The following is a 23,610-nucleotide window of genomic DNA, read 5'->3' as shown; positions in this document are numbered from 1 at the left end:
TGCGCAGCACATCGTTGCCCTCCCCGCCGCTCAGCTCGTCGTTGCCGGTGCCGCCGTCGACGCTGTCGTCGCCATCGCCGCCCTTGAGGATGTCGGCGCCCTCGCCGCCGTCCAGCGTGTCGTTGCCGGTGCCGCCGTCGAGCAGATCGTCGCCCAGACCGCCCTGCAGCAGGTCGAGCCCGCTGCCGCCGTCGAGCAGGTCGTTGCCCGCGCCACCGTCGAGCGTGTCCCTGTCCGCGCCGCCCAGCAGACTGTCGGCGCCATCCTCGCCGAACAGCGTGTCGTTATCGTAATCGCCTTCGAGGCGGTCGTCGCCCGCCCCGCCGTACAGCGTGTCGTCCTGGGTGTTGCCCCTGAGCAGATCGTTACCCAGGAAACCGTACACCTTGTCCGCCCCCTGGGCGCCGTCGAGCGTGTCGTTGCTGCGTCCGCCGTTGATGGTCTCGTCGTAGTGCAGTCCCCACAGGTGGATGCCATCTTCGGACCCGTTCGGATTCATGCCTCCGGCGATGTGGCTGGCGGTCAGCTGGGAAGGCACCACGGCGTCGATGGTGAGGATGGTGCGAAAGCTCGCCGCGCTGCCGGCGGCGCCGTCTGCGTCGAACTGGAGCTGGGTGCTGTTGCCGTTGGCTAGCACGCGCAGGTAGCCGAGCGCGCCGAACGGGTTGCTGACGTAATTGGCGGCCACTTGCGGAATCAGGGCGTCCAGGTCGACCCGGTCGTTGCGGTAGTCGAGATCGAAGTCGGTGATGGTCACCTGCCCGTCGTGCGTACCGGGCGCGAACGCGTAGGTGTTGTTGCCGTACTCGCCGCCCTGGGCCAGGACGTCCTGGAAAGCCAGCGAGGGGCCGAAGGTGAACACGTCGCCGTAGCCGCCCGACAGGCGCACGGAGCCTTTGGCGCCGCCTGTGAAATCGGCAACCAGGTGGTTGTAGCCCCCGCCGCCCTCGAGCGTATCGCCGGCGCCGCCGGTGAGGGTGTCGTCGCCGTCGCCGCCGTCGACCTTGTCGCTGCCGCTGCCGGTTGTGACGATCAGGTCGTTGCCATAGCCGCCCGCCAGCACGTTGTTGCCTTCGACATCGGTGAGGATGTCGTCGTCGTAGTCGCCGTTGAGGTAGTCGTCGCCCGCGCCGCCGGTCAGGATATCCTTGCCGCCGCCGCCCACCAGGCTGTCGTTGCCCGCTTCGCCGGCCAGCGTGTCGTCGCCTGTGCCGCCGAACATGCTGTCGTTGCCGAGGCCGCCTTGCAGCAGGTCGCTATCGTCGCCGCCTTCGACCAGGTCGTTGCCGGCGCCGCCGAGCAGGGTGTCGTTGCCGCCCAGGCCGATGAAGTGTTCGGCGCGTTCGTCGCCTTCGATGCTGTCGGCGCCGGCCGTGCCGGTGAGCACCCGCCCGAAGAAGCCGGCCGCGGGATCGTAGCCCTGCTTGAAATGGGCGCTGGTCAGGCTGGTCGGGGTGACGTTGCGCAAGGTCAGCACGTCGATCATGGTGGATTCGCTGCCGGCCGCGCCGTCGTTGTCGTAGCGCAGTACCGTGTCGGCGCCGCGCTGTTCCAGGCGCAGATAGCCGTCGGCGCCGAACGGGTTGCCGGTGTAATTCCACCAGGGGCCCGACAGATACAGGTCGAGCAGGTCGCTGTCGGCGCCCACCGAAAAATCGGTCAGCGTCACGGTCGGGGTGCTTTCCGGCCTGCCGTACAGCCACAGTTTAAAGGTGTCGCGTCCGCTGCCGCCGCTCGCGCTCACTGTCACCGCCGGTGGCGCATCGGCGATCTCGATGCGGTCGTTGCCGGCGCCGCCGGACATCTGCACTGTGCCGAACTTGACGGACCCGTAACCGTCCGCCCTCAGGTTGTCGTTGCCTTCGCCGCCGTCGAGCACGCTGTCGCCGGCGTAGTCGGTCGACAGCGTGTCGTCGCCTGCGCCGCCGAGCACGGTATTCGAGCCTGTGCCGCCGCTCAGGTGGTCGCTGCCCTCGCCACCCTCGACCCGGTCGTCGCCGTCTCCGGCGTACAGCGAATCGGCACCGTCGCCGCCGAGCAGGGTGTCGTTCCCCGCACCCGACTGGATGGTATCGGCGCCGCCGTTGCCTTCGTAGCGGTCGTTCAGGTGAGAGCCGAAGATGTCATCGTTGCGCCCGCCCCCGATGAGAGTCTCGCCATCGTCGATACCGGCCGGGATGACCAGGCTGGTCGAGATGTTCGGCGCCACCGACGCCGCGCTCACGCCTTCGAGCCGCAGCACGGTCTTGAATGCGGACGCGGTGCCCTTGGCGCCGTCGGCGTCGAATTGCAGCAAGGTGTCGGCGCCTTCCTGCACCAGTTTCAGATAGCCGCGCTCGTTTGAAAACGGGTCGCCCAGGGACAGGTCGATGCCGGCCAGGAGCTTGCTGACGTCGATCCGGTCGCCCTCGGGGCCGCCGGCGAAATCGGTGACCACGTAGCCGGCGGGGCCGCTCTCGCGCTCCAGCAGGTACACGTCGCGCCCGCCGCCGCCGGTCACGCGCGCCGTGCCCTGGTTCAGGAACGCCACGCTGAACAGGTCGTCGCCGGCGCCGCCGTCGGCCAGGGTGGTGGCCGCCACTTCATTGGCACGGGTGCGGATCGTGATGCGGTCGACGCCGGCGCCGCCCAGATAGGTGTCTTGGCCGTCGCCCAGCAACAGGTCGTTGTCGTCACCGCCATCGAGCACGCTGTTGCCGCCCCGCTCGGAGTACAGCAAGTCGACCCCGGCGCCGCCCGACAGCAAGTCGTGTCCTTCGTAATCGTTGAGCGTGTCGTGGCCCGCGCCGCCCTGCAGCGTGTCGTTGCCCAGTTCGCCCCTGAGCAGGTCGTTGCCGGCGCCGCCGTCAAGCGAGTCGTTGCCGAATTGGCCGTTCAGGTTGTCGGTGCCCCGCCCGCCGAGGAGCGTGTCGTTGCCGTCGAAGCCGAACAGGTCGTCGTAGCCGGCGCGCGTGTCGTCGTCCGGGTCGTTGCTGACAATGTAGTCGTCGCCGGCATAGCCCCACATCCGGTCCGAGCCGCCATTGCCCGAAATAGTGTCGTTGAGCTCCGAGCCATACAGCGAATCATCGCCGCTCCAACCCTGCATATTGCGGCCGACGCCGGCCAAGGTGGTGCTGGTGCTGGCGCTGGTGTGAATGGCTTCGTTGCTGGTAAGGTCGGCGTGGTGCCGGGCGACGGCATCGGAAGTGGTCATGTGGGTCCCGTGAATGATGGTCGGTTGATGGCAATATCCAACGTCAATCATGCCCGTACCCTTTAGGCATGTAAAGAATATAAAATTAAGGAAAATGTAACAATTTGTTTATCCCGGCGCGCCGCCGCGCGGAATGTCTCTCTTGGCGGTGCCGGGATGCGGATGCCACGCCCTTGTGCACGACAAGGTGCGTGGCAACCGTTCTTGCCTGGTGGCTCGATCAGCCCGGCAGGAACGCGGCCGGCGCAATGCCGACCAGTCCCACCAGTCCCACCAGTTCCACCGGCGCGCCGCCGACGTCGACCACGTTGTCGCTCGTTATGCTGGTAGCGGGCACGTTTTGCAAGGTCATCAGCGTGGCCGCAGCCAGCGGGCCGGCGGCGCCATCAAGGTCGAAGCGCACCAGGGTCGCGCTGCCGCTCTGCACGAACGCCAGCACCCCGGCAGGCGCTGCCAGGCCGCTCAGGTCGATGCGGTCACCACCCGCGCCGGCCGTGAAATCCTTCACCGTCAGGCTGCCCAGGCGTCCTTCCCCGCGCAGCATGTAGGTGTCGATGCCGGCGCCGCCGCTGGCCGTGAGCGCCGTGTTATCCAGCGCGCCGCGCGTAAAGACGATGGTGTCGGCACCCTCGCCGCCCGAGGCCAGCACGCGTCCCGCCAGCGCCTGCTGCGTTGCGGCGATCTCGATCACGTCGGCACCGCGCCCGCCGAACAGGCCGCTGTTGCCGCTGCCGGTGACCTTGAGCACATCGTTGCCGTTGCCGCCGTTGAGCTGCACGCTGCCGCTGCCGCCGTCGAGGGTGTCGTTGCCGGCACCGCCGTCGAGCACGTCGTCGCCCGTGTCCGCATGCAGGGCATCGTTGCCGTCGCCGCCATTCAAAGCGTCGTCGCCGGCGCCGCCGCGCAGGACATCGTCGCCGTCGTCGCCACCCAGCTGGTCATCGCCCTCGCCACCATGCAGGGTGTCATTGTCGAAGCCGCCGCGCAGCACGTCGTTACCCCGGAAACCGTACAGCACGTCAGCGCCCTGCCCGCCATCAAGCACATCGTTGCTGCGCCCGCCGTTGAGAATATCCTCGTAATCCCAGCCGGACAGGTGGATGCCGTCCTCCGAGCCGTTCGGATTCATTCCGCCGACAATGTGGCTGGCAGTGAGCTGCGAGGGCAGCACGGCATCGATGGTGAGGATGGTGCGAAAGCCCGCCGCGCTGCCGGCGGCGCCGTCTTCATCGAACTGAAGCTCGGTGCTGTTGCCGTGCTGCTGCACGCGCAGGTAGCCCAGCGCGCCGAACGGGTTGCTGGTGTAATTGGCCGCGACCTGCGGAATCAGGGCGTCCAGGTCGAACACATCGTTGACGTCGAAGTCGGTGACGGTCACCTGACCGGCGTGGGCACCGGACGCGAACAGGAAGGTGTCGGCGCCATGGCCGCCGCTCGCCACCACGTTCTGGAATGCCAGCGAGGGGCCGAACGTGAGCACGTCGTCGCCCCAGCCGCTCAACATGCGTACCGTGCCTTTGGCGCCGCCCGCAAAATCGGCGAACAGATGGTTCTCGCCAAAGCCGCCGTCGAGCGTATCGCCGGCGCCGCCGGTGATGGTGTCGCTGCCATCGCCGCCGTCGACCTTGTCGCTGCCGCTGCCGGTGCTGACGATGACGTCGTCGCCTTCGCCGCCCGTCAGCACGTTGTTGCCTTCGGCATCGGTGAGGATGTCGTCGCCCTTGTCGCCGTTGAGGTAGTCGTCGCCCGCGCCGCCGGTCATAACATCCTTGCCGCCGCCGCCCACCATGCTGTCATTGCCCTCTTCGCCGGCCAGCGTATCGTCGCCTGTGCCGCCGAACATGCTGTCGTTGCCGGCGCCGCCTTGCAGCAGGTCGCCATCGTCGCCGCCTTCGACCAGGTCGTTGCCGGCGGCGCCGAGCAGGGTGTCGTTGCCGCCCAGGCCGATGAGGTGTTCGGCGCGCGCGTCACCTTTGATGCTATCGGCGCCGGCCGTGCCGGTCAGCACCCGGCCAAAGAAGCCGGCCGCGGGATCGTAGCCCTGCTTGAAATGGGCGCTGGTCAGGCTGGCGGCGACGACGTTGCGCAGGGTCAGCACATCGAACATGGCGTACGTGCTGCCTGCCGCGCCGTCGCCATCGAAGCGCAGTATGGTATCGGCGCCGCGCTGTTCCAGGCGCAGGTAGCCATCGGCGCCGAACGGATTGCCGGTGTAATTCCACGGGATGCCCGGCAGATAAAGGTCGAGCAGGTCGCTGTCCGCGCCCACCGAAAAATCGGTCAGCGTCATCTTCAGCACGGACGCCGGCTTCTCGTACAGGGACAGTCTGAAGGTGTCGTGTCCGCTGCCGCCGCTTGCGTTCACGGTGACCGCCGATGCCGCGTCGGTGATCACGATGCTGTCGTCGCCGGCGCCGCCGAACAGCTGCACTGTGCCGAACTTGATGGACCCATCATCGCCCACCCACAAGCTATCGTTGCCATCGCCGCCGTCGAGCAGGCTGTCGCCGCCGTAGTTCACCGCCAACGTGTCGTTGCCCGCGCCGCCGAGCATGGTATTCGAGCCGGAGCCGCCGTCCATGCGGTCGTCGCCCTCGCCACCCTCGATCCGGTCGTCGCCGTCGCCGGTGTAGAGCAAATCGGCGCCGTCGCCGCCGAGCAGGGTATTCGAGCCGGCGCCGCCCGCCATCTCGTCGTCGCCCTCGCCACCCTCGATCCGGTCGTCGCCGTCTCCGGTGTAGAGCACATCGGCACCATCGCCGCCGAGCACGGTGTCGTTCCCCGCACCCGACCGGATCGTGTCGTCGCCGCCGTTGCCCGAAATAGTGTCGTCGAACTCCGAGCCATACAGCGCGTCCGCGCCGCTTCCACCCTGCAGATTGAGGCCGACACCGGCCAGGGTGGTGTTGGGGCCGGTCTGGAGGGCATCGCTGCTGGCAAGGTCGGCGTGGCGCTCAGTGAAGGCGTTGGAAATGTTCATGTGGGTCCCGGGAATGATGTTCGATGGATGGCAATATTGTCGACGTCATCATGACCGTACCGCTTGGGGATGTAAAGAATATAAGATTAAAGAAAATGTAACAATCTGTTCATCCGGCGCGCCGCCGCGCAGAAAGGCATTGTGGGCGGTGCCGGGATGCGGATTGCCACGCCCTTGCGTCGGACAAGGTCGTGGCAACCGTTCTTGCTTTTTGGCTCGATCAGCCCGGCAGGAACCCGGCCGGCGCAATGCCGACCAGTCCCACCAGCTCCACCGGCGCGCCGCCGACGTCGACCACGTTGTCGCTCGTCATGCTGGTAGCGAGCACGTTTTGCAAGGTCATCAGCGTGGCCGCGGCCAGCGGGCCGGCGGCGCCATCAAGGTCGAAGCGCACCAGGGTCGCGCTGCCGCTCTGCACGAACTCCAGCACCCCGGCAGGCGCTGCCAGGCCGGCGAGGTCGATGCGATCGCCCCCGGCGCCGGCCGCAAAATCCTTCACCGTCAGGCTGCCCAGGCGTCCTTCCCCGCGCAGCACATAGGTGTCGATGCCGGCGCCGCCGCTGGCGTTGACGGCCGTGTTATCCAGCGCGCCGCGCGTGAAGACGATGGTGTCGGCGTCTTCGCCGCCCGACGCCACCACGCGCCCGCCCAGCGCCTGCTGCGTTGCGGCGATCTCGATCACGTCGGCACCGCGCCCGCCGAACAGGCCGCTGTTGCCGCTGCCGATCACCTTGAGCACATCGTTGCCGTTGCCGCCGTTCAGTTGCACGCTGCCGCTGCCGCCGTCCAGGGTATCGTTGCCGGCGCCGCCGTCGAGCACGTCGTCGCCCTGGTCGGCGAACAGCGCATCGTCGCCGTTGCCGCCATTCAAAGCGTCGTCGCCGGCGCCGCCGCGCAGGATGTCCTTGCCCTCGCCGCCGCTCAGCTCGTCGTTACCGGCTCCGCCGTCGAGCTGGTCGTCGCCATCGCCAGCCTTGACGATATCAATGCCGTCGCCGCCGTCCAGCGTATCGTTGCCGATGCCGCCGTCGAGCACATCGTCGCCCTGCCCGCCCTGCAGCAGATCGCGGCCACTGCCGCCATCGAGCACGTCGTTGCCCGCGCCGCCGTCGAGCTTGTCGTCGCCGGCGCCGCCCTTCAGGCTGTCGGTGCCGTCCTCGCCCAGCACGGTATCGTTATCTTCCTCGCCGTCGAGCAGGTCGTTGCCAGCGCCGCCGTACAAGGTGTCGTTGGCGATGGAGCCCGTGATGACATCGTCACCCTGGAAACCCCGTCCCACATCGGCATAGTCGCCACCGTAGAGCACATCGTTGCTGCGCCCGCCGTCGAGAATGTCGTCGTAGTTGCGCGCGGTCCGATGGATGCCATCCTCGGAACCGTTCGGATTCATGCCGCCGCCGATGTTCCTGGCGTCCAGCTGGGCGGGCGTGACGCCATCGATGGTGAGGATGGTGCGAAAGCTCGCCGCGCTGCCGGCGGCGCCGTCTTCGTCGAACTGGAGCTGTGTGCTGTTGCCGTTGGCTAGCACGCGCAGGTAGCCGAGCGCGCCGAACGGATTGCTGACGTAGTTGGCCGCGACCTGCGGAATCAGGGCGTCCAGGTCGATCACGTCGTCGCGGTAGCCGAGCTCCAGGTCGGTGATGGTGACCTGCCCGGCGTGGGCGCCGGGCGCGAACATGAAGGTGTCTCTGCTGTACGCGCCGCCGCTGGCGATGACGTCCTGGGATGCCAGCGAGGTGCCGAAGGTGAGCACGTCGTCGCTCCCGCCGCCCAGCATGCGCACCGTGCCTGTGGCGCCGCCCGCAAAATCGGCGAACAGATGGTTCTCGCCAAAGCGGCCGTCGAGCGTATCGCCGGCGCCGCCGGTGATGGTGTCGTTGCCATCGCCGCCGTCGACCTTGTCGCTGCCGTTGCCGGTAGTGACGATCACGTCGTCGCCTGCGCCGCCGGTCAGCACGTTGTTGCCTTCGACATCGGTGAGGATGTCGTCGCCCTCGTCGCCGCTGACGACGTCGTCGCCCGCGCCGCCGCTCAAGACATCGTTGCCGTGCCCGCCGACCATGCTGTCGTTGCCCTCTTCGCCGGCCAGCGTGTCGTCGCCCGTGCCGCCGAAGATGCTGTCGTTGCCGCTGCCGCCATTGAGCAGGTCGCCATCGTCGCCGCCTTCGGCCAGGTCGTTGCCGGCGCCGCCGAGCAGGGTGTCGCTGCCGCCCAGGCCGATGAGGTATTCGGCGCGTTCGTCGCCTTGAATGCTATCGGCGCCGGCCGTGCCGGTCAGCACCCGGCTAAAGAAGCCGGCTGCGGGATCGTAGCCTTGCTTGAAATGGGCGCTGGTCAGGCTGGCGGCGACGACGTTGCGCAGGGTCAGCACATCGAACATGGCGTACGTGCTGCCTGCCGCGCCATCGCCATCGAAGCGCAGTATGGTATCGGCGCCGCGCTGTTCCAGGCGCAGGTAGCCATCGACGCCAAACGGATTGCCGGTGTAATTCCACGGCAGGCCCGACAGATACGCCAGGTCGAGCAGGTCGCTGTCCGCGCCCACCGAGAAATCGGTCAGCGTCACCTTCAGCATGGATGCCGGCTTCTCGTACAGGGACAGTTTGAATGTGTCGCGTCCGCTGCCGCCGCTTGCGTTCACGGTGACCGCCGATGGCGCGTCGGTGATCACGATGCTGTCGTCGCCGGCGCCGCCGAATGCTTGCACTGTGCCGAACTCGGTAACCAGGTAGCCGCCCACCTTCAGGTTGTCGTTGCCATCGCCGCCGTCGAGCACGCTGTTGCCGGCGTAGTCCACCAGCAGGCTGTCGTTGCCTGCGCCGCCGAGCACGGTATCCGAGCCGGTGCCGCCCTCCATCGCGTCGTCGCCCTCGCCGCCCTCGGCCAGGTCGTCGCCGTCGCCGGCGTACAGCGAATCGGCGCCGTCGCCGCCAAGCAGGGTGTCGTTGCCGGCGCCCGCGTACATGACGTCGGTGCCGCCCCTGCCTTCGTAGCGGTCGTTCAGGCCGGAACCCTCGAAGTAGTCGTTGCGGCCGTCGCCGATGCGGGTTTCGCCGTCGTCGATGCCGGCCGGGAGGATCTGGCTGGTCGAGATGTTCGCCGCCACCGACGCGGCGGCCACGCCTTCGAGCCGCAGCACGGTCTTGAAGGCGGACGCCGTGCCCTTGGCGCCGTCGGCGTCGAATTGCAGCAAGGTGTCGGCGCCGTCCTGCTCCAGCTTAAGATAGCCGCGCTGGCTTGAAAACGGGTCGCCCAGGGACAGGTCGATGCCGGCCAGCAGACCGCTGACATCGATCCGGTCGCCGTCCGGGCCGCCGGCGAAATCGGTGACCGTGTAGCCGGCGGCGCCGCTCGCGCGCTCCAGCAGGTAGACGTCGCTCCCGCCGCCGCCGCTCACGCGTGCCGTGCCCTGGTTGAGGAAGGTCACGCTGAACAGGTCGTTGCCAGCGCCGCCGTCGGCCAGGGTGGTGGCGGCCGCTTCGGCGGCACGGGTGCGGATCGTGATGCGGTCGGCGCCGGCGCCGCCAAAATAGGTGTCCTGGCCGTCGCCCAGCAACACGTCGTTATCCATGCCGCCGTCGAGCATGCCGCTGCCGCCGCGTTCGGAGTACAGGAAGTCGGCGCCGGCTCCGCCCATCAGCACATCCTTGCCTTCGTAATCGTTGAGCGTGTCGTGGCCGGCGCCGCCCTGCAGGGTGTCGTTGCCCAGTTCGCCCTTGAGATCGTCGTTGCCGGCGCCGCCGTCAAGCAAGTCGTTGCCGAGGTGGCCGTTCAGGACGTCGCTGCCCCGGCCGCTGATCAGGGTGTCGTTGCCGTCGAAGCCGAACAGGGTGTCCCACCCGGCGGGCGTGTCGTCGTCCGGCTCGTTGCTGATGATGTAGTCGTCGCCGGCATAGCCCCACATCCGGTCCGAGCCGCCATTGCCCGAAATCGTGTCGTTGAACTCCGAGCCATACAGAATGTCATCGCCGCTCCAACCCTGCAGATCGCGGCCGACGCCGGCCAGGGTGCCGGGGCTGGCCTGGAGGGCATCGTTGCCCGTAAGGTCGGCGTGGTGCTCGGTGACAGCGTTGGAGGTGGTCATTATGGGTCCCGGGAATGATGGTCGATTGAGAGCAATATTATCAACGCGATCATGCCCGCACCGGACAGGAATGTACAGAAGTTAAGATTAAACAAAATGCAACAATACCCAATCATCCAGCGCGCAGGATGTCATTGTTGGCGGCGCTGGCCGGGGTCAGGCCGGTGCCGGGATGCGGCTTGCCACGCCCTTGTTCCGGACACGGTGCGCGGCAATCGTTCCCGGCGTGCCGCGGTCAACCGATGATGAACGCGGCGGCAGAGGCATCCGCCACGCCCACCAGTTCCACTGGCGCCATGGCAGCGAGGGCCGGTGCCGTGGCGTAGATGAGATTGTCCGCCGTCAGGTTGGCGGCGACCACGTTCTGCAGGGTCATCAGGGTGTAGGCGGTGTCGGGGCCGGCATTGCCATCGAAGTCGAACTGCACCAGGGTCGAGGTGCCGCTTTGCAGGTAACGCAGCACGCCCGTGGCGAGCGGGTTGCCAGGTCCGCCTGAGTTGGGCATCGAGGTGACATCGATGCGGTCGCCACCGGCGCCTGCGTGGAAGTCCTTGACCGTGATGTTGCCGCCCTGGCCACGACCGCTCACTGCGTAGGTATCGACACCGTCGCCGCCGGTGGCGGTCACACTGGTGTTTCGGCCAGGATCCCTGAGATTGAAGGTGTCGTCGCCCGCCCCGCCCGACGCCACCACACGGCCGTCTGCAAGCTGCATGTCGAGCACGTCATTTCCGCTACCGCCGAACAGGCCGCTATTGCCAACAACAGCAATTTTCAGGAGGTCATTGCCGCTGCCACCATTGAGGAGGCCGTTACTGAGTCCGCCATCGAGGGTGTCGTCGCCGGCGCCGCCGTCGAGCACGCAGTCGCCCAGTATCATGAACAGAAAGTCGTTGCCATTGCCGCCCATGAGCGTGTCGGCCCCAAAATAGCCACGGATGACGTCGTTACCATCGCCGCCGCTCAGCTGGTCATCGCCGGCGAAGTCCTCGATGGTGTCGTTCCCGCTGCCGCCATTGATGGTGTCGTTGCCCTCCGCGCCAGAAAGATCGTCATCGCCGCTCCCGCCCTCGATGCGATCGTCCCCCGTTCCACCGAGCAAATAGTCCCGGCCCTCGCCGCCGTACAGCTGGTCGCTGCCTTCGCCGCCGTCGATGTAATCGTTGCCTGACTCGCCATGGAGCACGTCGTTGCCCTCTTTACCCTCGATGGTGTCGCTCCCGCCGCCTCCCATGACCGTATCGCCGTGCCCGCCGCCGTAGAGGCGATCATTGCCTGCGGTGCCCATGACAAAACGCCCGCCCTCCGTCCCGTCGGGATGAATGCCGGCTACAAAATTGGCTGCATCGAGAGTGGTTGCGACGATGCCGCGCAGGGTTGCCAGGGTATGGAAACTGAAAAATGTGCCGTTAGCACCATCGTCATCCACTTGCAGCAAGGTATCGCTTCCGCTCTGGACCAGCCGCAGGTAGCCGCTGGCGCCAAACGGGTTGGTCGATGATGACAGGGCGTCGTCGAACTTGAGCCGGTCGCCGCCAATGCCGGCCTGAAAATCGTTGATCACAACGTTTTCGGCGTGTCCGCCATAAGAGAAGGAAAAAATATCGCTGCCGCTGCCACCCCACGCCTCTACACTGATCGTCGACTTGCCCGGTTTGAAATCGATCGTATCGTCACCGGCACCACCGGACACGCTGACCATGTCATCCGTCAGGGAATACCAGGAGCCGACAGTGAGTTCATCGTCGCCGGCACCGCCGTCGAGCGTATCGTTGCCGGAGCTGTAGGAAAGCCTGTCGTTGCCATCGCCACCGTCGAGCAGATCGTCACCTTCGCCGCCGATGAGCACATCGTTGCCGCCACCACCCGACAGGGTATCGTTGCCGTCGCCGCCGTCCAGGTAATCATGCCCCTCCAGGCCTGACAGCAGGTCGGCGCCTCCCAAGCCGTCGATGCGGTCGTCCAGCACGCCGCCGGTCAGCGTATCATCGCCCTCGGTGCCGGTCAGCGTCAGTTCGGCGTCCAGACCGGCCGCTGTGCCGATACCGGCAAGGGCGGTGCTTACATCGGCGTCCTGGCGCATGCCGGCGGCGGAGCGATGCATTGGAATAAGCGTTGAGGAAGGGAAATTCTTCATGGTGATCCTTGGGGTGATGGAAGGCTGAAAAACAAGGCAGATATTTCTGTCAATATTTTCATGTTGCCATCATGCCCGCGCAGCATAACCATGTCCACAAGAAAACTTACATGTGGTTAAAAAACTAGCGTGAATTACAGGTGTCTTTAAAAGATCAGCTGGGATCGACCCAGCCGGCGCGCAGCTGTTCTTCAAAATCGGCTGCCGGCAGCGGGCGCGAGAACAGGTAGCCCTGCACTTCGTCGCAGCCGGCGTCGCGCAGGAATTCCAGCTGCTGCAAAGTTTCCACGCCTTCCGCGATGACCTTGTGGCGCAACTGGCGCCCGATGCTGATGATGGTGCTGGCGATGGCGCAATCGTTGCTGTCGAACGGCAGGCCGGTGGTAAACGAGCGGTCGATCTTCAGGGTGTCGATCGGGAAGCGCTTCAGGTACGACAGACTCGAATACCCGGTGCCGAAGTCGTCCAGCGACAGGCTTACGCCGAGCGCGGTGATGCGGTCCATGATGGCGATCACGCGCTCGATGTCGTGCATCAGCGTGCTCTCGGTAATTTCCAGCTCCAGCCACGAGGGATCGAGCTGGTAGCGCGCCAAGGTCTCGCTCACCCGGCCCGGCAAGGCCGGCGAGAATTCGCGCGCCGACACGTTCACGGCGAGGCGGAACGGCGGCAGGCCGGCCGCCTGCCAGCGCGCCGCCTGGGCGCAGGCCGCTTCCAGCACCCATTCACCCAGCTGGACGATGAGGCCGGTCGCTTCGGCCAGCGGAATGAACTCGGCCGGTGGCACCAGGCCGCGCTGCGGATGCATCCAGCGCACCAGCGCCTCGGCGCCGACCATCGCGCGCGTGCTGATTTCGAACTTGGGCTGGTAGTGCAGCAGCAGCTCGCCATTGGCCAGCGCCTGGCGCAGGCCCGATTCGAGGCGCATGCGTTCCTGCATGCCCTGGTTCATGTCGTGGCTGTAGAAGGTCACGCTGTCCCCATGGCTGCCCAGCTTGGCGCGCGCCATGGCGATGTCGGCCACGCGCAGCAAGGCTTCGGCATCCACCCCGTCCTGCGGATAGACGCTGATGCCGATGCTGGCGCCCACGCGCAGGTCGTGGCCTTCGATGATGAACGGCTCGACCAGCGCCGCCTGCAGCTTGTGCGCCACCGTGGTCGCCTCGAAATGCTCGCGGATGTCGAACAGGCCGACCGCGAATTCGTCGCCCGACAGGCGCGCCACCACATCCTGCTCGCGCAGCACCTGGCGAAAGCGCTGCGCCACCTGCTTGAGCAGCTCGTCGCCGGTGGCGCGCCCGAGGGTGTCGTTGAACATCTTGAAGCGGTTCAGGTCGATGAACAAAATGCAGGCGGTGGCGTTCTTGCGCTGGGCCGACGTCAAGCCCTGGTCGACCAGCTTGGCCATCAGGCTGCGGTTCGGCAGGCCGGTCAGCGCGTCGTAGTAAGCCAGGTGGTGCAGGCGTTCTTCGGCGTGCTTGCGTTCGGTGATGTCGGTCAGGTAGGCGATCAGGCCGATCGGGCGCTGCTCGCGGTCGTGCAGGGGCGAGAGCGACAGGCTGGCCCAGAACACCTCGCCCGATTTTTTACGGCGCCGCACTTCCATCATGCGCCCGCCCTGCTCCACGAAGGCATCGTGGAAGGCCGTGTCTTCCTCGGCGTACAGGAACAGGATGTTGCGCCCCACCGCTTCCTGCGCGCTGTAGCCGAACAGGCGCTCGGCGCCCTTGTTCCAGCTGGTGATGTAGCCGGTCTGGTCCATCGTCAGCACCGACTCGTGGATCTGGTCGAGAATTTGCGCCTGGTGCGAGAGCTCCGCTTCGAGGTCGAGGTAAGCCTGGGTCGAGCGTAGCGCGAAGTCGTTGACCTGCAACACACTGGCGGCCAGATCGGCCAGGCCGGCCAGCAGGCGGCGGTCGGTGTCGTCGTAGGCGGCGCGCCCGCTGACCACGAGGCGGCCGAAACAGTGAGCGCCGCTGGCCACCTCGCAGGCGAGCTGGGGAACGGCGCCGTCGGCCGCCTGTCCCGGCGCGGCAAAGCTGCCGTGCGGGCTGGCCAGCAAGTCGCGCGCGATGCGACCGAGCTCGGCCGCAAGCGGCTCGCCGCGCAGCTTGAGCACGGCGGCACACAGGGCGGCACTACTGGTCAGGAAATCGGTCGCGGCGCTGACATGCATCCTACAGGTTCCTGCCGACCTGGATCGCCCAGTGGAAGGCGTGCAACTGGCTTTGCCACCATTGTTTGTTGTCGATGCCGAGCGCGGCCAGCTGCGCGGGTGCCGGCAGGCGCTGCTCCACCATGCTCAGTTGTTCGCCGAGGCGCCCTTCGCGCAGCAGCAGCGCTTCGGCCGCGGCCGGCGCCAGGCCGAGCGCGCCGACGATGTCTTCCATCGACATGCCGAACAGCACGTCGAGCAGCGAAAACACGCCGGTCATGAAAGCGATGTCCTGGGCATCGCGCTCGCCGCCCTGCAGCTTGCACAGGCATTCGAGCTGGGCTGCGCGCAAGGCGGCCAGCGGCAGCAGCGGATTGGCCATGCCGTCGGGCTGCTGGCGCGCGTACAGCAGCAGTTGCAGCCAGCGCTGCAACTGGCGCCGCCCCAGCAGGTTGATGGCCTGGCCGAAGCTGGTGATCTGGGTACTGAGCGCGAACGCGGCCGAGTTGACCAGCTTGAGCAGATGATAGGACAGCGCCGGATCCTGCTTGAGCAATTGTTCGAGTTCGCGCGATTCGGCGTCGCGCGCCAGCAGGCCCAGCAAAGCCAGCAAGCGCTTGCGCGAGGTGCCGTCGTGCGGCTTGGCGCTGGGCGCGGGATGCAGCGGCCAGGCGCCGCTGAGCCATTCAAAGCCGGCCTCGGTGCAGTCGGCGAAGTGCGCGGCGCTGTGCACGCCATGCGCCAGGTGCGGGCCGAACAGGGCCAGGACCTGGTATTTGCCGCCGCGTACCACCGGCAAGCCCGCGCTGCAGTCGAGCGCAACCGCACGCAAGGTGGCCGGCACCTTCACGCCCTCGGCCGGCTGGCCGTCGAGCAGCACGCGGTAGCCCTCGTCGTGCAGCGCCAGCACCTGCCTGACCAGCGCCTCGTCGCCGAGCACGCCGGCATCGATGGCGAACATCACACGGTGCGGCGGCATCAGCGCCAGCAGCGCCGGCGTCAGTACAGCGGGCGATGCGAGGTGCAGGATGCAGTCGAGCGGCGCAATGGCGGTGAGGAGGTCGGGCTCGCCGAACACGGCGTGCAGGGCGGCGGCCTGGTCGACGCCCGGCGCGATGCGCACGGTCAGCGCCAGCCACTCGTTTTGCGCATTGGCCGCCGCTTGCATTTCTACCAACGGGAACGGTGTTGTGTCGAAGGCAGCCATCGGCATCTTTGAATTAGGGGGTTGGTCAATCTTAGTTGAGATAATGATCCGAAGCAACCACTTCGTGCCCCACGTTCGTGGGTGGTGCAATAGCAGTTCGTCATCATTATTTTCCGTCAATGTAAAAGGATACTAGCTTCCCTCAAAACGTGCGTGCTGCACGGCGTATCTGATCAGTTCGGCCTGGCCTTCGATGCCAAGTTTGCGCTTGATATTGAGGCGGTGCGTTTCCACCGTGCGTACCGACAGGTCGAGCGCGCGCGCGATCTGCTTGTTGGACTGGCCACCGGCCAGCTGCTGCAGCACTTCCTGTTCGCGCACCGTCAACTGGTTGTCTTGCACGGCCGGACGAGCCAGCTGGCGCGCCAGCGCGGCGCTGTAGTAAATACCGCCGGCCATCACGGTCTCGATGGCCAGCACGATATCCTTGCCGGGCGCGTCCTTGAGCACATAGCCGCGCGCGCCGGCCTGCATGGCGTGGCTGACGTATTCGATCTTGTCGTGCATCGACAGGATCAGCACGGCGATGGCCGGGTAGCGCTGGCGGAACTGGGCGGTGGCGTCGATGCCGCTGATGCCGCGCATGTTGATGTCCATCAGCACCAGGTCGATGGCGTGCTCGCCGGCCTGGCGCAGCGCGTCGTCGGCGCCGTCGGCTTCGGCCACCACACTGAAATGCGGCACCGCTTCCAGGCGCGCGCGCAAGCCGTCGCGCACCAGGGGGTGGTCGTCGACCAGCAGGATGTGAATGAGTTTGTCGGTCATGAGCGCATGGCGGTGGGGGGAAGCGGAACCGACGCTTGCACCGAGGTGCCGGCGGCGGACGAAGTGATGGCGAGTTGCCCGCCGATGGCGTCCATGCGCTCCATCATGTTGCGCAGGCCGATGCCGCGCTTGGGGTGGATCGCCACGCTGGCCGCGTCAAAACCGGCGCCATCGTCGGCAATCGTGAGGGTGACGCAACCGCCCTCGCACGCCAGCGTGATCTCGACCTGGCGCGCGCCGGCATGGCGTTCGATATTGGTCAGCGCTTCCTGGGCGATGCGGAACAGCACCGTGTTGGCCACATCGTCCAGGCCCTCGCTGGCGCCGCGCGCCAGGAAGCGCACCGGCAACGCGCTGTTCTGGGTCGCTTCGTGCGCCAGGTGGTCGAGCGCGGCGGCCAGGCCGAGGTCGTCGAGAATGGCCGGACGCAGATTGTGCGAAATGCGCCGCACCTCGCCCAGCACATCGTTGAGCTGGCTGGCGGTGTGCTCGAAGCTGGCGCGCGCCTTCTGCTGCTGGGCCGCGTCGCCACCGAGACGGATCACGCCGGCCTCGATCTGCAGCTTGATCGATACCAGCCACTGGCTGATGCCATCGTGCAGGTCGCGCGACAGGCGCGCCCGCTCCTGCTCCTGCGACTCGACCACGCGCTGGGCCAGCACCTTGAGCTTGGCGTCGGCCACGCGCAGCTCGCTGATGTTCAAGGCCAGCCCGGAACTGGCCACCACCAGCGCGCTGACGATCGCCAGCACCGCGATCCACAGCAAGGTGCCCTGGATATTGCGCGACTGCTGGGCGTCGATCTTGGCCAGGGCGGCATCGACGTCGTCGAGATAGATGCCGGTGCCCAGCATCCAGCCCCAGTTTTCCATCGGAATCACAAACCCGAGTTTGGGCGCCGACTTGTTGATCGACGGCTTGGCCCAGATGTAGCGCTGCAGCCCGCCGCCGGCCCTGGCGCGGGCGATCAGGCGCTGGATGGTCGGCTCGCCGTTGACGTCGCGCATGTCCCACAGGTTTCGCCCCACCAGCTCGGGCTGGCGTGGATGCATCAGGCTGTTGCCCTGGTAATCGTAGACAAAGAAATAGCCATCGTCGCCGTAGCTCAGGGTCGACAGAATGCGCTTGGCTTCGTCGAGCGTGGCGTCGTCGCGCTTGCCGGAATTGACCAGATGGGCCACCGAGCGCGCCGCCAGGTCGACGTAGTGCTTGAGCTCGGCTTCCTTGCTGGCCAAATATGCTTGCTGGATAGTATCGCGCTGCTGCTGGGCCAGCGTGATGGCCTGATGGCGCACGAACAGCGCGATCGTGCACAGCGCCAGAATCAGCGGCGTGATCGCGAGAAAAATGACCTTTTGCCTTAACTTCATGCAGCGCCCGGCCTGCCGTTGACGGCTTTGTGAAATGAGCCACATTCTACGTCGCTTCCGCCGCGGGTGGTTACGTAGTAATACGTATTGCTCTGCGTAATGCTGCGCTTGCCGATGAGAACAGCCCATTCGATACTGATTCACGCTGTGCAGGATCGAAACCGGCTTAACCGGTCAAAACAGCACGGACCATAAAAAAACACCTTGGAGGAGTCACCATGAAACGTCTGTCAAGCCAGCTCGGCTGGGCTGCGCTGTCGGTTTTCGGCGCTTGCGCGCTCGGCTATATCGCGCTCAAGCGCGGCGAAGCCATCAATGCGATCTGGATCGTCGCCGCGGCGGTCTGCGTGTACCTGATCGCGTACCGCTTCTATAGCCAGTTCATCGCCGACCGCGTGCTCGGGCTCGATCCCAGGCGCCAGACCCCGGCCTACAAGTTCAACGATGGCCTCGACTACGTTCCCACCAATAAATACGTGCTGTTCGGCCACCATTTCGCCGCCATCGCCGGCGCCGGCCCCCTGGTCGGCCCGGTGCTGGCCGCGCAGATGGGCTACCTGCCCGGCATGATGTGGATCCTGGCCGGCGTGGTGCTGGCCGGCGCGGTGCAGGACTTCATCATCCTGTTCATCTCCACCCGGCGCGACGGCCGCTCGCTCGGCGACCTGATCAAATCGGAACTGGGCGACATTCCCGGCGTCATCGCCCTGCTCGGCACCTTCATGATCATGGTCATCATTCTCGCCGTGCTGGCGCTGATCGTGGTCAAGGCCCTGACCGGCTCGCCGTGGGGCAGCTTCACCGTCATGGCCACCATTCCGATCGCCCTGTTAATGGGAGTGTACTCGCGTTACGTGCGCGTGGGACGCATCGGCGAAGTGTCGCTGATCGGCTTCGTGCTGCTGATGCTGGCCATTATCGGCGGCCAGTACGTGCAGGAGCACGCCGTGCTCGGCCCCATGTTCACCTACACCGGCACCGAACTGACCTGGATGCTGATCGGCTACGGCTTCGTGGCGTCCGTGATTCCCGTGTGGCTGCTGCTGGCGCCGCGCGACTACCTGTCGACCTTTTTGAAGATCGGCACCATCGTGGGCCTGGCGATCGGCATCCTGATCGTCGCGCCGGACCTGAAAATGCCGGCCGTGACCAAGTTCATCGACGGCAGCGGACCGGTGTGGTCGGGCAGCCTGTTCCCCTTCCTGTTCATTACGATTGCCTGCGGCGCGGTATCGGGTTTCCATGCGCTCATTTCGTCCGGCACCACCCCGAAGATGATTGAAAACGAACAGCACGCGCGCTTCATCGGCTACGGCGCGATGCTGATGGAATCGTTCGTCGCCATCATGGCGCTGGTGGCCGCCTCGACCATCGAGCCGGGCATTTACTTTGCCATGAACAGCCCGGCCGCGATCCTCGGCACGACGGCCGAATCGGCGGCGGCGGCCGTGACGCAGATGGGCTTCTACATCACCCCCGAGATGCTGACCGAGACCGCCAAAGATGTCGGCGAAAGCACCATCATTTCGCGCGCCGGCGGCGCCCCGACCCTGGCGGTGGGCATGGCCAACATTTTGTCGAACGTCATCGGCGGCAAGACCATGATGGCTTTCTGGTACCACTTCGCGATCCTGTTCGAGGCCCTGTTCATCCTCACGGCGGTGGACGCCGGCACCCGCGCCGGACGCTTCATGCTGCAGGATTTGCTGGGCACCTTCGCACCGTCGATGAAGCGCACCGAATCGATTCCGGCCAACCTGATCGCCACCTCGCTGTGCGTGGCGGCCTGGGGCTACTTCCTGTACCAGGGCGTGGTCGATCCGCTGGGCGGCATCAATACCTTGTGGCCGCTGTTCGGCATCGCCAACCAGATGCTGGCCGGCATCGCCCTGATCCTCGCCACCTGCGTGCTGTTCAAGATGAAGCGCGCCAAATATGCGTGGGTGACCATGGTGCCGACCGCCTGGCTGCTGGCCTGCACCCTGACCGCCGGCTGGCAAAAGATTTTCCACGACAATGTGCGCATCGGTTTCGTGGCCCACGCGCAAAAGTTCCAGGCAGCCATCGACCAGGGCACCGTGCTGGCGCCGGCCAAGTCGATGGCGCAGATGCATCAGATCGTGTTCAACGATTACCTCGATGCGTCGCTGGCGGGCTTCTTCATGTTCGTGGTGCTGTCGGTACTGTTTTTCGGCGCGCGCACGGTGCTCAAGGCCCGCGCCGATGCCGCGCCAAGCTCGCAGGAAACGCCGTTCGTCGTCAATGCGGTCAAGCCCGCATGAGCATGTTCAGCGATCTGGCCGATGCCGGACGCGGCCTGGCCCAGGCCGGCCGCTACCTCGGGCAAAGCATGCGCCTGATGGTCGGCCTGCCCGAGTACGACACCTACGTGGCGCACAGGGAGGCGACCCATCCGGACGACCCGATGATGAGCTATGAGGAGTTCTTCCGCGAGCGCCAGGAAGCGCGCTACGGCGGCGCGGGAAAGCGCGGCGGCTGCTGCTGAAACACAAAGGGACGCTGCGGCGTCCCTTTTTTACATCCGCACCGTGCGCACGCCGTCATTTGGCGGGGGCGCGCACGGCCCCGAAGACACGCGCTCGCAATATTATCCAAGCAACTCCCACCTGTCGCATTTTCAGACACCGTCCCGGCACCTTTGTGCCTTATCAAAGTCGTGCCAGATCAATCCCCGTATATTTTTCCTGCGGGACATATTTCCCGGGCCACACCACCTTTTGCCGGGTCGTCCCATGCTGAACTTTGAACGCTCAAGCCTGAACAAAAAACTGACGATCATTTCGTTCCTGTCGACCGGCACCGCGCTGTTCTTTGTCTTCATCGCCTTTGCCGTCACCTCGGTCCTCAACCACCGCAAGGACGAAGGCATGCAGCTATCCTCGTTTGCCGGCGTGATCGGCACCAACAGCGTCGACGCGCTGATGTTCAACGACCGCGATCAAGCCACCGCCACCTTGTCCGCGCTCAAGGCCAAGGTCGAAATATCCAACGCGGTGTTGTTCGACCGCAAAGGCAAACTCTTTGCCCGCTACGTGCGCAGCGGTCACGCCGAACCGGAACCGAGCGCGCCGGAAATGAACCTGGACGAAGACGTGCTGGCCGAGGCCAGCCGCCAGGGCAGCCGCTTCTGGTCCAGCCGCATGCGCCTGTACCGCCCTATCATCAACGGCAATTATCAGGTCGGCATCGTCATGATCGAGGCCGACCTGACCCTGATGTGGCTCGACATCCTCAAGAGCCTGGGCGTGATCGCCGCCGCCATGGGCGGCTCGCTGCTGATGTCGCTGATGCTGGCCAGCCGCTTCAAGGCCAGCATCGCCGACCCGGTGGCCAAGCTGATCAACGCGGCGCAAAAGGTCTCGGCCAGCCAGAACTACAACCTGCGCATCCCCCACGAGCGCACCGACGAAATGGGTTCGCTGATCGACAGCTTCAACGCCATGCTGGCCCAGATCGAAGGGCGCGGCGCCGCCCTCACCCACCACCGCGACGAACTCGAACGCCAGGTCAGCGTGCGCACCGAGCAGCTGGAAAAGGCCAAGAACGCGGCCGAAGCGGCCAGCCGCGCCAAGAGCGCCTTCCTGGCCACCATGAGCCACGAAATCCGCACCCCCATGAATGGCGTGCTCGGCATGACCGAAATGCTGCTGAGCACCGCGCTCAACGATACCCAGCGCAACTACACCAGGCTGGTCAAGCGCTCCGGCGAACACCTGCTGGTGATCATCAACGACATCCTCGATTTTTCCAAGATCGAGGCCGGCAAGCTGTCGATCGAATACATCAACTTCAACCTGTGGGACTTGCTCGACGATATCAACACCATCTACACCCCGCAAGCGCAGGCCAAGGGCATCGCGCTCGACTTTGCGATCGCCAACGATATCCCGATCGCCATCTGCGGCGACCCCAACCGCCTGCGCCAGATCATGGCTAACCTGATCGGCAACGCGCTCAAGTTCACCGACCGCGGCCAGATCCTGGCCAAGGTCGCTGTCGAAACCGAAGACGGCGCCAGCGTCGGCCTGCGCTTCGAGGTGCACGACACCGGCATCGGCGTCTCGCGCGAGGCGCGCAGCCGGATCTTCGACGCCTTTTCCCAGGCCGACAGTTCGACCACGCGCAAATACGGCGGCACCGGCCTCGGCCTGGCCATTTCGCGCCAGCTGGTCGAACTGATGGGCGGTAAAATCGGCGTCGACAACGCTCCCACCCAGGGCTCGATTTTCTGGTTCACGGTCAGCTTCGACAAGCGCCGGGTCGACCCCAACATGCTCGACGCCAGCCTGCGCATGACCGAAGGCATGCGCGTGCTGATCGTCGACGAAGAGGCGGAGAGCCGCGCCAGCCTGGAACAGCAGCTGGCCGAGTGGCAGGTCGCCAGCGACAGCGCGGTGTCGGCGCGCGACGCGGTCGACCGCCTGCTGGCCGCGGCCCACAGCGGGCGCCCGTACGAAGTGGCGATCATCGACATGAACCTGGAGCGCACCAGCGGGCTGTCGCTGGCGGCCGGCATCAAGGGCGACCCCGCCACCAGCGCCACCCGCATCATGCTCATCAGCGACAACCGGCTGGCGGCCGACCCGGTGCAGCGGCGCGAAGCGGGCGTGGCATACCAGCTGATCAAACCGGCGCGCGCGGCCGACCTGTTCGAATGCATCATGACGCGTCCACGCGGCAAGCAGGTAGCCTCCCTGGCGCCGGTGCCGGTGGCGCACGCCCCGGCCGCGCCAGCGGGCCGCAAGCTGCGCCGCCAGCGCGTGCTGCTGGCCGAGGACAACCCGGTCAATGTCGAAGTGGCGACCGCCATGCTCGACTCGCTCGGCCTGGGCGTGTACTGCGCGCGCAACGGCGCCGAAGCGCTGGCCGCGGCCCGCACCGACGGCTACGACGTGGTGCTGATGGATTGCCAGATGCCGGTGATGGACGGCTTTGCCGCCACCGCCGAAATCCGCCGCCACGAGCGCGAATGCGGCCGCGCGCGCACGCTGCCCATTATTGCGATCACCGCCAACGCGCTGCAGGGCGACCAGGAGGCGTGCCTCGCCGCCGGGATGGACGATTACCTGAGCAAGCCATTCAGCCAGCAGGAGCTGGCCGCCGTGCTCGGACGCTGGATCACGCTGCCGCTGGCCGCCAACGTACACCACGCCGGCGCTGCTCAGATGCCTGCTCCGGTGCCCGCACCGGTCCCTGCGTCCCCTCCCGCGCCGCCGGCGCAAACAGTGCGCACCGGCGCGGCGCCGCGTGAAGCCGGTCCGCACGATGCCGTGCTGCGCCAGATCGAGCCGCGTGCGCCGGCCGCGCGCCTGCCTGCCACGCCGGGCGCGGTGCAGCGCGACGTCATCAACCGCCACGCGCTCGAAAATATCCGGGCGCTGAGCAAGGAGCGCGGCGACGCGCTGGTGCAAAAAGTGATTGCGGCGTATGTGGGCGACACGCCGCAGCACCTGCGCACGCTGCGCCAGGCCATTTCCGGGCTCGATCCGGGCAACCTGCGCAAGGTCGCGCACAGCCTCAAATCGAGCAGCGCCAATGTCGGCGCCGAAACGCTGGCGCAGATGTGCAAAGACATGGAAACGCTGGGCCGCACCGATACCACCGAAGGCGCGTCCGGCATCCTTACCGACATGGAGCGGGAATTCCAGGCCGTGTGCCACTCGCTCAATGCCCTCCTAGAGAAGGAACATTAAAA

At 66.2% G+C, this 23,610-nt stretch carries 11 protein-coding genes; 3 read left to right on the top strand and 8 right to left on the bottom strand.

Annotated elements, in window-relative coordinates:
* From RBA41_RS24595 to RBA41_RS24560, 8 genes are all read right to left on the bottom strand, one after another.
* A partial coding sequence (locus RBA41_RS24595) for a calcium-binding protein (RefSeq protein WP_306626866.1) occupies window positions 1-3,196 on the bottom strand: 3,196 nt, incomplete at its 3' end.
* 220 nt (window positions 3,197-3,416) lie between these two features.
* Window positions 3,417-6,176, bottom strand: a complete 2,760-nt coding sequence (locus RBA41_RS24590) for a calcium-binding protein (protein ID WP_306626865.1) — start codon at window positions 6,174-6,176, stop codon at window positions 3,417-3,419.
* A gap of 220 nt (window positions 6,177-6,396) precedes the next feature.
* Window positions 6,397-10,260, bottom strand: coding sequence for a calcium-binding protein (locus RBA41_RS24585; protein ID WP_306626864.1), 3,864 nt, complete (start codon window positions 10,258-10,260; stop codon window positions 6,397-6,399).
* 235 nt (window positions 10,261-10,495) lie between these two features.
* A complete protein-coding gene (locus RBA41_RS24580; protein WP_306626863.1) occupies window positions 10,496-12,397 on the bottom strand; it encodes a calcium-binding protein in 1,902 nt (633 codons plus the stop codon).
* Between the two features lie 154 nt (window positions 12,398-12,551).
* Entirely contained in the window at window positions 12,552-14,573 is a 2,022-nt protein-coding gene (locus RBA41_RS24575; RefSeq protein WP_306626862.1) for a putative bifunctional diguanylate cyclase/phosphodiesterase, read from the bottom strand.
* Window position 14,574: 1 nt separating this feature from the next.
* Window positions 14,575-15,759, bottom strand: coding sequence for an HDOD domain-containing protein (locus tag RBA41_RS24570; RefSeq protein ID WP_306626861.1), 1,185 nt, complete (start codon window positions 15,757-15,759; stop codon window positions 14,575-14,577).
* A gap of 132 nt (window positions 15,760-15,891) precedes the next feature.
* Window positions 15,892-16,524: a response regulator gene (locus RBA41_RS24565; RefSeq protein ID WP_306626860.1), complete on the bottom strand. Its 633-nt coding sequence runs from the start codon at window positions 16,522-16,524 to the stop codon at window positions 15,892-15,894.
* Window positions 16,521-17,894 (bottom strand): cache domain-containing protein, encoded by a 1,374-nt coding sequence (locus RBA41_RS24560; RefSeq protein ID WP_306626859.1) that lies wholly within the window; start codon window positions 17,892-17,894, stop codon window positions 16,521-16,523. The genes RBA41_RS24565 and RBA41_RS24560 overlap by 4 nt, the downstream gene beginning before the upstream one ends.
* Before the next feature lie 218 nt (window positions 17,895-18,112).
* Between RBA41_RS24560 and RBA41_RS24555 the strand changes: the two genes are divergently transcribed.
* From RBA41_RS24555 to RBA41_RS24545, 3 genes are all read left to right on the top strand, one after another.
* Window positions 18,113-20,176 (top strand): carbon starvation CstA family protein, encoded by a 2,064-nt coding sequence (locus RBA41_RS24555; protein ID WP_306626858.1) that lies wholly within the window; start codon window positions 18,113-18,115, stop codon window positions 20,174-20,176.
* Complete coding sequence (locus tag RBA41_RS24550; RefSeq protein WP_306626857.1) at window positions 20,173-20,400, top strand: YbdD/YjiX family protein; 228 nt, start codon at window positions 20,173-20,175, stop codon at window positions 20,398-20,400. The genes RBA41_RS24555 and RBA41_RS24550 overlap by 4 nt, the downstream gene beginning before the upstream one ends.
* Window positions 20,401-20,647: 247 nt before the next feature.
* Window positions 20,648-23,608 carry a hybrid sensor histidine kinase/response regulator gene (locus RBA41_RS24545; RefSeq protein ID WP_306626856.1) on the top strand — a complete coding sequence of 987 codons (2,961 nt, stop codon included), beginning with the start codon at window positions 20,648-20,650 and terminating at the stop codon, window positions 23,606-23,608.
* Window positions 23,609-23,610: the final 2 nt, after the last annotated feature.

This window comes from Massilia scottii (assembly GCF_030846495.1).
GTDB lineage: Bacteria > Pseudomonadota > Gammaproteobacteria > Burkholderiales > Burkholderiaceae_D > Telluria_A > Telluria_A violaceinigra.
This window is presented reverse-complemented; position numbering and strand designations above follow the sequence as displayed.

What these genes read in the sequence shown, in the direction of transcription:
- RBA41_RS24570 (WP_306626861.1), bottom strand. Translation starts at nt 15,759, where the DNA reads ATGGCTGCCTTCGACACAACACCGTTCCCGTTGGTAGAAATGCAAGCG.
- RBA41_RS24555 (WP_306626858.1), top strand. Translation starts at nt 18,113, where the DNA reads ATGAAACGTCTGTCAAGCCAGCTCGGCTGGGCTGCGCTGTCGGTTTTC.
- RBA41_RS24590 (WP_306626865.1), bottom strand. Translation starts at nt 6,176, where the DNA reads ATGAACATTTCCAACGCCTTCACTGAGCGCCACGCCGACCTTGCCAGC.
- RBA41_RS24575 (WP_306626862.1), bottom strand. Translation starts at nt 14,573, where the DNA reads ATGCATGTCAGCGCCGCGACCGATTTCCTGACCAGTAGTGCCGCCCTG.
- RBA41_RS24560 (WP_306626859.1), bottom strand. Translation starts at nt 17,894, where the DNA reads ATGAAGTTAAGGCAAAAGGTCATTTTTCTCGCGATCACGCCGCTGATT.
- RBA41_RS24580 (WP_306626863.1), bottom strand. Translation starts at nt 12,397, where the DNA reads ATGAAGAATTTCCCTTCCTCAACGCTTATTCCAATGCATCGCTCCGCC.
- RBA41_RS24565 (WP_306626860.1), bottom strand. Translation starts at nt 16,524, where the DNA reads ATGACCGACAAACTCATTCACATCCTGCTGGTCGACGACCACCCCCTG.
- RBA41_RS24550 (WP_306626857.1), top strand. Translation starts at nt 20,173, where the DNA reads ATGAGCATGTTCAGCGATCTGGCCGATGCCGGACGCGGCCTGGCCCAG.
- RBA41_RS24545 (WP_306626856.1), top strand. Translation starts at nt 20,648, where the DNA reads ATGCTGAACTTTGAACGCTCAAGCCTGAACAAAAAACTGACGATCATT.
- RBA41_RS24585 (WP_306626864.1), bottom strand. Translation starts at nt 10,260, where the DNA reads ATGACCACCTCCAACGCTGTCACCGAGCACCACGCCGACCTTACGGGC.